This window comes from Saonia sp. (assembly GCF_056326165.1).
On the sequence record NZ_JBWFBN010000007.1, the window covers coordinates 137,873 to 152,071 of the forward strand.

Sequence of the window (14,199 nt, forward strand, 5' to 3'; positions counted from 1 at the left end):
CTTCATGGCGAATACGATTATAGATACCAATTTTAATTTCCCAGGACAGAAAAACATTTATAAGGGCAAAGTCCGAGAAGTTTACACCCTTGGGAATGACATATTATTGATGGTTGCCACTGATAGACTCTCAGCTTTTGATGTGGTGATGCCAAAAGGAATTCCATACAAAGGTCAAATTCTTAATCAGATTGCTACAAAAATGATGGCAGATACAGCAGCCATTGTTCCCAATTGGTTGCTAGCTACTCCAGACCCCAATGTTGCCGTAGGTTATGCCTGTGAACCTTTTAAGATAGAAATGGTGATTAGGGGTTATATGTCTGGTCATGCTGCTCGGGAATATAAAGCTGGGAAAAGAATACTTTGCGGTGTCCCTATGCCAAATGGAATGAACGAGAATGATAAATTCCCTGAAGCCATTATTACTCCAGCTACCAAAGCAGAAATTGGAGATCATGATGAGGATATTTCTCGTGAGGATATTTTAAAACGTGGCATCGTTTCAGAAGAAGATTATATTGTTTTGGAAAAGTATACAAAAGCGTTGTTTCAAAGAGGGACTGAAATTGCAGACGAACGAGGCCTTATTTTGGTGGATACCAAATATGAGTTTGGGAAGACCAAGGAAGGTAAAATTGTTCTGATTGATGAAATCCATACGCCAGATTCATCACGTTACTTTTATAAAGAGGGATATAAAGAACGTCAAGAAAAAGGAGAACCTCAAAAACAACTTTCCAAAGAATTTGTTCGCCAATGGTTGATTTCTAATAATTTTCAAGGTTTAGAGGGGCAAACGGTTCCAGAAATGTCTGATGAGTACATAGAAACAGTTTCAGAACGATATATTGAACTGTATGAAAACATAACGGGTGAAACCTTTGTAAAGGCTGATATTTCTAATATTCAAAAAAGAATAGAGCAAAATGTGCTCAGTTACTTGAAGGAATAAAATTTGTATTTCCCAAAGACTTTTACTTATCTTAACGGCTTAATCAACCAACTCTAAGCTTTCATGGATATTGAAAAAAGAAAAAAGTATTGGAAGGAAAACCTTAGGTACCTTGCCATTCTTTTAAGTATTTGGTTTTTGGTTTCCTACGGATTCGGAATTCTTCTCGTTGACCAACTCAACACAATTAAATTAGGCGGATTTAAACTAGGCTTCTGGTTTGCTCAACAAGGTTCTATCTATGTATTTGTAATACTGATATTTATCTATGTTAGGTTAATGAATAAGTTGGATAAAAAATACGGTGTAAACGAATAAAGGAATGGACGTACAAACTTGGACATATATTATTGTTTTGCTCACTTTTGGGCTCTATATTGGAATTGCTATTTGGGCCAGAGCAGGGTCTACCAAAGAGTTTTATGTAGCTGGCGGTGGAGTTTCTCCATTAGCTAACGGTTTGGCTACTGCAGCAGATTGGATGTCCGCAGCTTCCTTTTTAGGAATGGCGGGGCTTATTTCTTTTAATGGCTATGATGGCTCCGTATATCTTATGGGTTGGACAGGCGGTTATGTGCTACTCGCTTTGTTGTTGGCTCCCTATTTACGAAAGTTTGGAAAGTTCACGGTACCCGATTTTATTGGGGATAGGTATTATTCCAATGTGGCGCGGACCATTGCTGTTATTTGTGCTTTACTGGTATCGTTTACATATGTTGCCGGACAAATGAGAGGTGTTGGTTTAGTGTTTTCAAGGTTTTTGGAAGTAGATATTAATACAGGGGTGTTTATTGGAATGATAATCGTTTTGTTTTATGCCGTTCTAGGTGGTATGAAGGGAATTACATATACCCAAGTGGCACAATATTGCGTGTTGATATTTGCCTTTATGGTACCCGCAATTTTTATTTCCATTCAAATGACTGGGAATGCTATTCCACAAATTGGTATGGGTGGCACTGTTGTCGGAGAAAGTGTTTCTTTACTGGATAAATTGGACGGACTGTCCACCGATTTGGGCTTTGCGGAGTATACCAATGGTTCTAAATCCATGATAGATATTTTCTTTATCACTGCTGCATTGATGGTAGGTACAGCTGGACTTCCCCATGTGATAGTTCGGTTTTTTACGGTTCCAAAAGTGCGCGATGCCCGTAAATCAGCTGGTTATGCATTGTTGTTTATTGCCATTTTATATACTACAGCACCAGCGATAGCTGTTTTTGCAAGGACTAACTTAATTGAAACGGTAAGTAATAAAAAGTATGAAGACATGCCTGCTTGGTTCTCTAAATGGGAGAAAACAGGACTCATAAAATTTAATGATAAAAACGGTGATGGGGTTATTCAGTATGTTGGAGATAAGAATGTAAATGAACTTACGATTGATGCTGACATTATGGTATTGGCAAATCCTGAAATTGCCAACTTGCCCAATTGGGTAATTGCTCTAGTAGCCGCAGGCGGTTTGGCGGCAGCTTTGTCTACAGCAGCGGGTTTGTTGTTGGTGATATCGACCTCTATTTCTCATGACTTGATTAAAAAACAAATAAAACCTGATATTTCCGACAAAGGCGAATTGATTGCAGCTCGTTTATCTGCTGTAGTAGCTGTTTGCGTTGCTGGTTATTTTGGGATTAACCCACCCGATTTTGTTGCTGCTACAGTAGCGCTGGCGTTTGGTTTGGCTGCGGCCTCATTTTTTCCTGCGATTATCATGGGCATTTTTAATAAAAAGATGAATATGGAAGGCGCCATTGCAGGGATGGTTGTTGGGATACTGGCTATGCTGTTCTATATGCTAAAATTTAAGTTTGACATGTTTGGAGGTGGCACCAAAGAAGATTGGTGGTTTGGCATCTCTCCAGAGGGGTTTGGTACGGTTGCCATGATACTTAATTTTGCGGTATCCATGGTTATTTCCAAATTTACACCAGAACCACCTGAGGACGTACAAGAATTAGTAGAAACCATTAGAATACCAAGTGGGGCAGGTGACGCGGTGGAGCATTAAGGTTGATTTATTTCGAGAATATAATCAATATATTTTTATTTATAATGGATTATTGTGTGTACTATTTTTTTAATTAAATCAATAGAGGGGATTTTAATTCTGTAATTGATTTGTTAAAATTTAAACCGTCTGAAAATATTAAAATTTCATCCCCAATTCGATTTGAAGTGGATTGGGAAAGCTGGTACATTATCTTCTTTTTCTCAGCGTATAGATTTAGTATGAATTCGTGATTGTCATATGAAACCATCCATTTTCCATTTGTTTTTTTTACTTTTTTCGAAAGTTTTTCGTGATCTTTTTTAGCATAAAAATTCATATACAATTCCGAACCTTTTTGATAATAAGGGGGGTCTAAATAAATAAAAACCTCTTCCTTACGTCTGTTCATTTTATTTATAAAAGCCAGGCCGTCTAAATTTGAAATTAAAATTCGATTTTTGAATTTTGAAATACGCTGTATCCGTTTAATTAAATCTTCTTTGTTAAAACGTGCATCAATTTTATACTTTCCTTTTTGACTAACCCCTCCAATCATACCTCCTTTAATAACTCCAGAAACGTTTGTTCTATTTAAGAAGAAAGTTGATTTGGCTAACTCCAGTTCATCAACATTATCAGAATTTCGTTGAATTTCCTTATAATATTGCCAATTATCTACGGAAATGTTGACATCAGAGATCCAATCACATATGCGAACATTGTCTTCAAGAACACATTTCCAAAAGGAATATATTGATTTGTCATAATCATTAATGTAAATTTGATTTACATATTCTTCAAAAAGTAGTCTTAGTGCTAACCCAGCTCCTCCAGCATAAGGTTCTGCATAACTACAACCAACTAAATTATTTTCATAAATCAAATTGGATACAAACGAAAAGATTCGTGCTTTACCACCTGGATAACGCAGGGGGGAATGAAACCGGCTTTCTTTTAAATTATTTTCCATGTGATATTTGAAGTATTGCTCCTAGAATTATAGAAATTGCAATGGTTTGATCTATGTTATTTGCAGCCTGATAATTATGGGCTCCAATGTGCAGCAATTGTACAAGCGTATTGTCATACACATTCTGACTTGCTAGAGTTGTTTTTGCATCATTATCCAATGTTTTTTTTGCACTTGCAAAATGTTCCTTAATATAACCTTCAAGTTTTAAATTACTTTCTTGTGAGGCAGCTTCGGAAAGTAATCTTAAAGACATTCTGATAAGGCTTGGAAAATATGAACTTAAAACAGTTTTTTTGTCTAAATAATATGCATAAAGGTCAACAATGTCTCTGTATAAATCACTGACTTTACTAGCTTTAAGATAAAGAACACCGTTAAATAATTCTGGATTTTTCTTTTTTGACCTACGTGTTTGCCTTTTTGATTCGTTTGGTGGTTCTGGTTTAAAAACAAGTGTTACATTTTTTGCTTTCTTGTTTTTGTTATCATCAATTATTTTCCGACTTTCCTTATCTAGGACATTTATCACTTTACCCCTATTTTTCCTTGTTGTTATTTGCTTTAGGGCAATTTTAGTTGTGATATCTTTTAAAATTGTTTCAGAATCTTTTTTACTATGCTTGCTAAGTAAATCATCTCCTTCCAAGTTGAAACCCAGCTCGCTTAGTTTTTCCGAGTTAAAAATTTCTTTCTTAACAAACCCTTGATTTAAGTATGTATTTTTACTTATCAACCCACTATGTTCCTCTAGTTTGAGAAATATACTTTTCGGCTCTTTTAGAAATTTATGAACAAATATATCTCTATCAAGAGGTGACCAAGAACCAGAATCACCATGTTTTCTGAACACATTTTGAATAGCAATTGCTTCAGAGCAAACATTACATGGAATCTTTTTTGGAAAATCAGGAATATTAATTTTGTCTGAACCATCAACGGTGACACAATCAAATTTTATTTTTGCCAAAATCATTCGTCTATTCCCATCATAAACTACGGGCTTGTCATCATGATAAACTACTGTTGGTAATTCACTTAAATCATAATAACCTCTCATTTCTTTGGCCAACTTCGAAAGTGTCCACTTTGAAAGTTTGTCACTTAATGCATTATTTACTACATCCTGATCAGTAGCATTCTTATCTATTGGATCTCTTGGATTTTCAGTCCATAAGACTAAATCTTCTATATCTATTTCCCTAATTTCTTGACTCATATTTTGATTGGCTTTATTGGTTTTTCAAAAATAGGTAAATCTTGAACAATGGGATGAGGAGGTATTGTTACATTACAAACAAGTTACTTTATTAAAAACCAATATACGCATTTGCCATTTTCTTTTTTTTGATTTAAAAACATTTTTAAAGTTCTATCATAGGATTTTATAATTTATCTACTCACTTTTCATTTTTAAACTTCCATAACAAAACGTAAATTTAAGGTCTTAACTAAAAAGTACCCATGAGCAATTATCACGTAAAAAACTTTGAAGAATATTACCAAGTATATAGGAAATCAGTTCGTAATCCAGAGAATTTTTGGGAAGAGGTGGCAGAAGAGCATTTTATGTGGCGTAAAAGATGGGACAATGTTCTCGATTGGGATTTTTCTAAACCAGAAATAAAATGGTTTGAGGGTGCTAAACTAAATATTACAGAAAACTGTATAGACCGACATTTATATACGAGAGGGAATAAAACGGCCATATTGTTTGAGCCCAATGACCCAAAAGAGGAAGCTGAGCATATTACCTATCGCCAATTACATACTAGGGTATCCAAATTTGCCAATGTTCTCAAGGAAAATGGTATTAAAAAAGGGGATAGGGTATGTATCTATTTGCCTATGATTCCAGAATTGGCTATTTCCGTTTTAGCATGTGCTAGGATTGGAGCCATTCATTCGGTTATTTTCGCTGGATTTTCTGCCACTGCCTTGGCTACAAGGGTAAACGATTGTGAGGCCAAAATGGTGATTACTTCAGACGGCTCATACAGAGGTGCTAAGACCATTGACCTTAAAGGAATAGTGGATGAGGCTATGGAGCAATGCCCCACAATTGAAACCGTATTGGTGGCCAAGCGCATTAACTCCAAAATAAAAATGAAAAAAGGGAGGGACAAATGGTTACAACCTTTATTGGACGAGGCTTATGGAGACTGTGTTCCTGAGATTATGGATGCAGAAGACCCTTTGTTTATTTTGTATACATCGGGCTCCACAGGAAAACCAAAAGGAATGCTTCATACCACAGCTGGTTATATGGTGTACACAGCATATACCTTTAAAAATGTTTTTCAGTATAGGGAGAATGATGTGTATTGGTGTACAGCTGATATCGGTTGGATAACAGGTCATTCCTATATTGTGTATGGTCCATTGGCAAATGGTGCCACTACGGTAATGTTCGAGGGTGTGCCATCTTACCCAGATTATGGTCGTTTTTGGGAAATAGTAGAAAAACATAAAGTAACTCAGTTTTATACGGCACCAACGGCCATTAGAGCTTTGGCAAAGGAGAATTTAGATTATGTAACCACACACGACCTTTCTTCCCTAAAAGTGCTTGGAACAGTTGGAGAACCCATAAATGAAGAAGCATGGCATTGGTACAATGACCATGTGGGCAAGAAAAAATGCCCTATTGTAGATACGTGGTGGCAAACAGAAACAGGCGGTGTGTTGATTTCCCCTATTCCTTTTGCAACACCTACAAAACCAACCTACGCCACGTTACCTATGCCAGGGATTCAACCTGCTTTGATGGATGAAAATGGGAAAGAGATAAAAGGGAATCAAGTGGATGGTAGGTTGTGCATAAAATTCCCATGGCCTTCTATTGCCAGGACCATTTGGGGCAATCACCAACGGTATAAAGAAACCTATTTTTCGGCCTTTCCAGGAAACTATTTTACTGGTGATGGTGCCCTACGCGATGAGGTTGGTTATTATAGAATTACAGGTAGGGTAGATGATGTAATTATAGTATCGGGTCATAATCTGGGTACGGCTCCTATTGAAGATGCCATTAATGAACACCCAGCTGTGGCGGAATCCGCTATTGTAGGCTTTCCACATGATATTAAAGGAAATGCACTCTATGGTTATGTTATTTTAAAAGAAACGGGAGAATCTAGAGATCGTGATAACCTTAGAAAGGAAATCAATCAAATGATTACCGAACATATTGGTCCAATTGCCAAATTGGATAAAATTCAGTTTGTACCAGGGCTTCCTAAAACTCGCAGTGGGAAGATTATGAGAAGAATCCTTAGAAAAATTGCCTGTAACGAAACTGATAATCTTGGAGATACTTCAACTCTGTTAAATCCAGAAGTGGTAAAAGATATTATGGATAATGTGTTGTAATTCAATAAGAATAAAAAATCACGTGAGCTTGGGTGATTTTGATTAGAATAAGTGTTTTATCTTTTTAGGTTTTAACCGGTCCAATATTTTTAAAAATGCAATTGCTGTAATATAGGCATCACCAACAGCTGTATGTCTATCTTTTTTAGAAATATTAAATTTGTCCGCCAACTCATCCAAGGTATAGTGTTCTTTCTTTTCTAAAAGAGGTGTAGCTAGTAAAGACCTTTTATACAAGGTAGAGGTGTCCAATACCTTATTCTTTAATTTAGGAAGATTATGTCTCTTTAGAGCCTTATTAATCATGGTAATATCAAAATGGGCATGGTGAGCCACAATTATAGAATTGCTTACATAGGCTAAGAACTGCCCCAATGCTTCTAATTCGGAAAATCGTTTTACTTTTCCTTTTTTTAGTATCCCATGAATCTTGGCAGTTTCTCTGTTATAGTGTTCTTGTGCTATGTAAATTTCAAAAACATCCTTCACGGATATAGTTTTGTTCTTTAGGGTCAATGCTCCAATACAAAGCATGCGGTCATTGTTAAAATTGAACCCAGTGGTTTCTGTGTCCAACACAACAAATTGGATATCCTCTATTTTTTCGGGCAAACTACCATTGAATTTTTCCTCATAGCCTTTCCAGAACTGAGGTAGATTGTTTTCCCGTTTTTTAAAGAGTGATATCATCCTAAAATGTTAGAAACCTTAAACCGAAGTGAAACAAGTTCTTGAATTTCTTTGATTGTTTTAAATGTTCTTTTTAATTTAATTTTCTCTTCTTTGCTTAAAGTATCCAAGGAGATATACCTTCCTGAATCGTTGTGCAACAAGCCTTGTCTAGTTCTAAACTTAAGTAATGCTTTAGCTGCATAGGAGCAAGACATATACAATTCTGCATTGTTAGGTTCTAGTTCCGCCAATTTTTCAAAACGTTCCTCCGTACTGTTGATAGATTTAATGGAGTGAGATAAAATAAGCACGCGAGCAGCATCCGTTAAAGGCATTAGTGCACGCATTTTAATATCAAAAAAATCTTTGTTCTCGCCATCCTGTTCCACCAAAAACTGTCTAAAAAAACCTGTGGGAGATGGGTTCTGTAGTGCTCCAGAAGCTAAATGAATAAGAAAAACTGGATATTTTTTTACATTGTCAAAAATGTGTTCAGAAAGATGATCTACCAATTGTTTGTCACCATATGCCAGATTGTAATCAAAGAAGATGGATGATAGTAAAACTTCATCTGGTCCTGGATTTATTATCCAATGAGAAGTTAAATTCTTCCATTCAGAAAAACTTAAACACCAATGCGGGTTAGATGCCATCATTTCTGCGGGACAGTATTCATAACCAATAACATTTAACCCTTTATTGACCAATTTTGCAAGTTCAAGAAAATAAGAGGTAGTTTCTGGTAATTTTTTCTCTGGAACATCTTCAAATATAATGGCATTGTCCTGGTCGGTGTGTAATAATTGTTCGCTTCTTCCTTGGCTCCCCATAGCCAACCAACTAAACTTAACAGGTGGGGGAGCAGGCATTTTACTTAAAGCTATTTTAATAATTTGTTTTGTACTGGCATCATTAAGCTCAGATATTATTTTTGAGGTGAGTCTCATAGGAATATTCACATCTAAATATCCTTGTAGTAAACTCATAATGCTATTTCGTATAGGTTTTATTTGTTTAAATTTTTTAGCTCGTTTTATTTCTTTAATCAAAACTGCAGGATTGTTCCCCAAGGACACCATGACATCATGCTTTGATAAAATCCCTATGGCCTCAGTATCTGGAGTACCATCTTGTGTTAGACATAAGTGACTGATGTTGTTTTTCATCATCGCCATTTGAGCCTGAGTAATGGTTAATTTACTTGGATAGGTAATTACTGGGGAAGACATAATTTTACTTGCTGGCGCAGTAATTGGATACACGCCTGTAACCACATTGTTTCTTAAGTCTTTGTCGGTTATCATACCAACGGGCAGTTTTTGCTTTACTACCAACATAGCCCCAATATTGTTCTTTGTCATTTTTTTTGCAACCTTATTTATAGGGGTGCTTTCTGCGCAGGAAACAATTTTTTTGGAGAACTTAACGGGTTGTAAATCCAATAATTTTGCATTGGGATTTATAGGCTCTAGTACATCTTGGTCATCATAAAAATGGCCTCTGTGACTTCTTGAATATGGATTTCTAGTATTGGAGGCAAAACTTTCAATTAAAAAATTCCCTACTTCCTTATTTTTTTTGGCGTAGGGTTTAAATACATCGATGGGAATGGTATAAATAATACTTTCTTCATGAGCAATAGCCTCTAGAATATAGTTTTCGTTGGCAATAAGGGGGCGTAAACCAAAAATATCCCCTTCATCACATATATCAATTATGTTTTGAGTTTCTTTCTTTTTAAGAGAGACAGCCCCTTTGTGGACAAGATAAAAATTACTGTGTGGAGCTTCACCTTCAGCAAAAATAACACCGCCTTTTTCTTTATATAGAATACTAATTTCCTCTGATAGTGTTAGTAAATCTTTTTGATTGAGTTCGTTAAAAGGAGGGAACCTTTTAATAAAATCGGCAACCCTTTCAGAGATGGTATTTTTCATTCCGTTTAATTTGAAAGTAAAGTTACTTCTTTGACAAGAAATAGAGGTTATTTCTCTCAACTCTATAAGTGCGCTTACTTTCTATATAGAGGTTAAACATCTTATTTGCAATATAATAATCCAGAAAAATAACTAAATTCTTTGACAAAATTTCATATCTTTTACCTATGAAAAACAAAGTAATCAACATCAACCGACGTAATTTTATTAAAGGAACAACTGCATCTTTGGCCTTATCATCATTTGGAGCTTATGGATTGGAGTTAATGTATAGTGATAAACTCTATAAAGTAGCACTTATAGGAGCTGGATGGTATGGAAAAAGTGATCTTTTTAGGCTTATTCAAGTCGCAAATGTAGAAGTAGTGGCTATAGCGGAAGTGGACAAGCATTTTTTGGATGAAGCAGTAACGCTTGTAAGTCAAAGGCAAAAATCTGGTAAGAAACCTAAAAAGTATAATGACTATAAGAAAATGCTAGCAGAAAACATGTTAGACATTGTTATTATAGGTACTCCTGATCACTGGCATGCTTTGCAGACCATTGATGCAGTGAAGGCTGGTGCGCATGTCTATGTGCAAAAACCAATAAGTGTAGATGTGTTGGAAGGTGAGGCAATGGTGGCAGCGGCACGCAAGTATAATAAAGTGGTCCAAGTTGGTACACAACGAAAAAGTACACCACACCTTATTGAAGCAAAAAAGAATATTGTGGATGCAGGATTATTGGGAAATATATCCCACGTGGAAATGTGCTGTTATTTTCCCATGAGAAATACTGGAAACCCTCCATTGCAAGAAGTTCCAGAACATTTTGATTATGAAATGTGGACAGGCCCAGCACCGATGAGACCCTATGACGGGATTCCCCATATAAGATGGTGGAGAGCTTTTATGGAATATGGAAATGGAATAATGGGAGATATGTGCGTACATATGCTAGATACAGTTAGATGGATGCTTAAATTAGGATGGCCAACCAAAATTAGTTCTACAGGAGGAATATATGTTCCCAGTGATGCAAAATCCAATATAGCAGATACGCAACATGCCGTTTTTGAATTCGATGGATTAAATTGTGTATGGCAGCATAGAACATGGGGGACACCGGCGGATCCAGACTACCCTTGGTCATTTATTTTATATGGGGATAAGGGAACTTTAAAAGCAAGCACTATGCAGTATGATTTTATTCCCGCAGGAAGAGACAAAGAAGGAGCCATACATAAAGATGTTGTTTATGAGAGGGAAAAGTATCCAGAGGATCTTACAGAAGAAAGGATAGAGTTAAATGCTGCACCTGCAACAAGGCTTCATATGTTAGATTTTTTAGAAGCAATAGAAAATAGCACACTTCCTATAGCAGATATTGAAGAAGGGCATATTTCTACTGCAAGTTGTATTTTGGCAAACTTGGCAATGAAAACAGGTAGACCCTTAATCTATGACCCAAAACAAAAAATTATTGTTGATGATGCTGAGGCAACTGCATTATTAAAAAGAGCTTATAGAGGTCCATGGGAGCACCCATATAAATCTTAAAAGGTTAGGACAAAAACAGTTTCTTTATTGGGAACAGATCTTACTTTTAAGCTTCCGCCATGCAAATGAAGTATTTGTTTGGATAAGCTAAGACCAATTCCTGTTCCTGTATCTTTTGTTGTAAAGAAAGGAACAAAAATTTCATTGATGAGGTCAGGTGAAATGCCTGGCCCATTGTCCCATACGGCAATATATTTTTTCTCTTCTCGGTTGATGCCTGCCTTAATTTTAATCTGCCCATTTTCTTGTTGTTTTACGGACTGCAATGCATTCTTGCCCAGATTTATCAATACTTGTGTGATTTGTTTTTCATCAATAAAAAATTCCAGGTTATTCGGGTCAATTATTACTTCAATTGAAATATGTTTGTTTTCATCAGACTTTGGAATCAATATTTTTACCTTTTCCAATAATTTTTTGGCAGAAACCAACTCCTTATCCGGTTCGGGAACACTTAAAAGTGTTCTATAGGATTGCACAAAACTCATAAGATCTGTTCCTTGTTCCTTAATCACTTCCAAGCCTTTGGCAGTGTTGTTCAATTGTTCATCAGTAAAATTATTCAACGAAACTGAGCCATCTTTACCTTTAAAATATTTTAAAATTGAATCAGAAATAGATGTGATTGGTGTTATAGTGTTCATGATTTCATGAGTAAGAACCCGTATTAATTTTACCCAAGAATCCGTTTCTTTTTCATCCAATTCTTTATGAATATCCTGAATAACTACAAGCAATAAGGATTCATCATCAATAGCGATAGATGTGCATTTTATAGCAAGTTGTGTGCGTTCCCGCTCATTGGTCAATTGAAAAAGAGTTCTATCAAAAGGCTTTAGTTCAGAAAATATTTGGTAAAGTTTTGTATCAACCTGCTGTAATTGTTTAATATGGTTCAATGGTTTATGGTTCAATAATTTTTCTACCGTTGGGTTGGCAAAAAGAATATGCCCTTTTTGGTTAAAGGTTAAAATACCAATATTGGCCTGTTTTAAAATTTCTTGATAGTATTGCTCTTGTGCCTGTTTTTTTAAATGGATGTTCTGTATTTGTTCATTGAGTAAATTAAGGCTGTGGTTCAGCTCTTCCAAGGACTTTACGCTTAATTTCTCTGGAAACCGAAGGGTAAAATCCTCATTTTTTATGGCATCAAAAAAATAGGCTATTTTTCTGTTGGTTTGGTTTACATACCTAATTAAATAGTAGGTCTGCATAACTAAAGCTATTAGAAAAATAGACGACATTATATATTGCCCTTTAAAAAGGAAATAGGACATACCTATGGCTGCCAACGATATAAAAACAATACGCAGTGCCAGTTGAACATAAATATGCCTACTTACCATATCCCTCTGTTTTTTTAATTTTATTGTACAAAGTTTGTCTGGTAATCCCAAGCTGGTTTGCCGCAGCACTATAATTGCCATTATGCTCTTCTAAAGCTTTAGAAATCATCATTCTTTCCATTTCATCCAAAGTATGGGGACCACTTTCTATTGCTATGGTTGCTTTAGGGTTTAGAAGAAAATCAGTCGGTTTAAGGACATTTCCCTCACTTAGAATCACGGTTCTCTCCATAGTATGTTGTAACTCCCTTACATTTCCAGGCCAACTGTAGGTCATTAATTTTTCTTCTGCAGCTTGGTTTATTATCAACCCTTGCTTTCCATATTTAGAGGCGAATTTTTTTAAATAAAAATCGGCCAATAGCAGAATGTCATTTTCACGCTCACGAAGTGCTGGTACTTTTACATGAATCGTGTTAATACGGTAAAGTAAATCTTCACGAAAAATGCCTTCGGCAACCATTTGTTCCAAATTGCAATTGGTAGCGCACAAGAGACGAATGTCAACAGGAACAGGCTTGTTAGATCCCACCCTTACAATTGTTTTGTTTTGAATGGCAGATAGCAATTTTGCTTGAGTTTGTAGGCTTAGGTTTCCAATTTCGTCTAGAAATAAAGTACCTCCATTTGCTGCTTCAAACTTACCAGCTCTATCTTCTTTGGCATCTGTAAAAGAACCTTTGGTGTGGCCAAAGAGTTCACTTTCAAACAAATTTTCAGAAATTGAACCCATATCCACATTTATGAAAACCTCTTGTTTTCTTGGAGATTTTTGATGTAATTCCCTCGCTATCAATTCTTTTCCGGTACCATTTTCACCTGTAATTAATACGTTAACATCAGTTTTTGCAACCTTGTGAACCAAGTTTAAAACAGAATTCAATGATTTTGAGTTTCCAATAATCAGGTTTTTATTCTGGTTAATGACTTGCTTTAAATTGCTTTCTTTTTGTTTTAATTGATGCACTTCTTTTTTGGACTTTCTTAATTGATAAGCCGATTTTACAGTGGCCAACAATTTCTCATTGTTCCAAGGTTTTAGAATAAAATCTGAGGCACCTTCTTTTAGAGCTTTTACGGCCAAATCAACGGCTCCATAGGCAGTCATCATTATAACCGAAGTGTGGGGCGCCTTCTTTAGAATTTCTTTTAGCCAAAATAATCCCTCGTTTCCTGTGTTTACTCCAGCCGAGAAATTCATATCTAATAGTACTATGTCGTAGCTATCTATGTTGGGGAAAGACATAATTTGATTAGGGTTAGAAATAGTATCTACAGATTTGTATTCAAACTGTAAAAGAATCTCTAAAGCACTTAGGATACTTTTGTTATCATCTACCAATAAAATTTTACCATCAATCATCAATTAAAATATTACAACCTAAGTAAAGCTACAATTTGAAATAACAT

Annotated in this window: 11 protein-coding genes; 5 read left to right on the forward strand and 6 right to left on the reverse strand. The window is 35.7% G+C overall.

What is annotated here, in order from left to right:
• Positions 1-4: 4 nt before the first annotated feature.
• The 3 genes from AC000W_RS08265 (at position 5) to AC000W_RS08275 (ending at position 2,969) form a co-directional block, all read left to right on the forward strand.
• Positions 5-955, forward strand: a complete 951-nt coding sequence (locus AC000W_RS08265) for a phosphoribosylaminoimidazolesuccinocarboxamide synthase (protein ID WP_474747485.1) — start codon at positions 5-7, stop codon at positions 953-955.
• A gap of 63 nt (positions 956-1,018) precedes the next feature.
• Positions 1,019-1,273 (forward strand): DUF4212 domain-containing protein, encoded by a 255-nt coding sequence (locus tag AC000W_RS08270; RefSeq protein ID WP_474747486.1) that lies wholly within the window; start codon positions 1,019-1,021, stop codon positions 1,271-1,273.
• A 4-nt stretch (positions 1,274-1,277) separates the two neighbouring features.
• On the forward strand, positions 1,278-2,969 hold the full coding sequence (locus AC000W_RS08275) for a sodium:solute symporter family protein (protein WP_474747487.1): 1,692 nt from the start codon (positions 1,278-1,280) through the stop codon (positions 2,967-2,969).
• Between the two features lie 73 nt (positions 2,970-3,042).
• On the opposite strand, the gene AC000W_RS08280 is transcribed toward AC000W_RS08275, so the two are convergent.
• Positions 3,043-3,921 (reverse strand): DNA adenine methylase, encoded by an 879-nt coding sequence (locus AC000W_RS08280; RefSeq protein WP_474747489.1) that lies wholly within the window; start codon positions 3,919-3,921, stop codon positions 3,043-3,045.
• Positions 3,911-5,140 (reverse strand): hypothetical protein, encoded by a 1,230-nt coding sequence (locus AC000W_RS08285; RefSeq protein WP_474747490.1) that lies wholly within the window; start codon positions 5,138-5,140, stop codon positions 3,911-3,913. Before AC000W_RS08285 ends, AC000W_RS08280 begins: the two co-directional genes overlap by 11 nt.
• Before the next feature lie 245 nt (positions 5,141-5,385).
• On the opposite strand from AC000W_RS08285, the gene acs reads away from it, so the two are divergent.
• Positions 5,386-7,293 (forward strand): acetate--CoA ligase, encoded by a 1,908-nt coding sequence (gene acs, locus AC000W_RS08290; protein WP_474747492.1) that lies wholly within the window; start codon positions 5,386-5,388, stop codon positions 7,291-7,293.
• Positions 7,294-7,335: 42 nt separating this feature from the next.
• Here acs and AC000W_RS08295 read toward each other — a convergent pair whose 3' ends face one another.
• Together AC000W_RS08295 and AC000W_RS08300 are read right to left on the reverse strand one after the other, a co-directional pair.
• Positions 7,336-7,983: a 3'-5' exonuclease gene (locus AC000W_RS08295; RefSeq protein ID WP_474747493.1), complete on the reverse strand. Its 648-nt coding sequence runs from the start codon at positions 7,981-7,983 to the stop codon at positions 7,336-7,338.
• Positions 7,980-9,902: a DUF294 nucleotidyltransferase-like domain-containing protein gene (locus AC000W_RS08300; protein WP_474747494.1), complete on the reverse strand. Its 1,923-nt coding sequence runs from the start codon at positions 9,900-9,902 to the stop codon at positions 7,980-7,982. Before AC000W_RS08300 ends, AC000W_RS08295 begins: the two co-directional genes overlap by 4 nt.
• A 167-nt stretch (positions 9,903-10,069) precedes the next feature.
• Here AC000W_RS08300 and AC000W_RS08305 point away from each other — a divergent pair, with 167 nt between their 5' ends.
• The gene (locus AC000W_RS08305; RefSeq protein ID WP_474747496.1) at positions 10,070-11,443 is read left to right on the forward strand and encodes a Gfo/Idh/MocA family protein; all 1,374 of its coding nucleotides are present in this window, start codon (positions 10,070-10,072) and stop codon (positions 11,441-11,443) included.
• Here AC000W_RS08305 and AC000W_RS08310 read toward each other — a convergent pair.
• A complete protein-coding gene (locus AC000W_RS08310) occupies positions 11,440-12,789 on the reverse strand; it encodes a sensor histidine kinase (RefSeq protein WP_474747497.1) in 1,350 nt (449 codons plus the stop codon). The two genes, AC000W_RS08305 and AC000W_RS08310, sit on opposite strands and share 4 nt — an antisense overlap.
• A complete protein-coding gene (locus tag AC000W_RS08315; RefSeq protein ID WP_474747499.1) occupies positions 12,779-14,152 on the reverse strand; it encodes a sigma-54-dependent transcriptional regulator in 1,374 nt (457 codons plus the stop codon). Before AC000W_RS08315 ends, AC000W_RS08310 begins: the two co-directional genes overlap by 11 nt.
• Between the last annotated feature and the right edge of the window lie 47 nt (positions 14,153-14,199).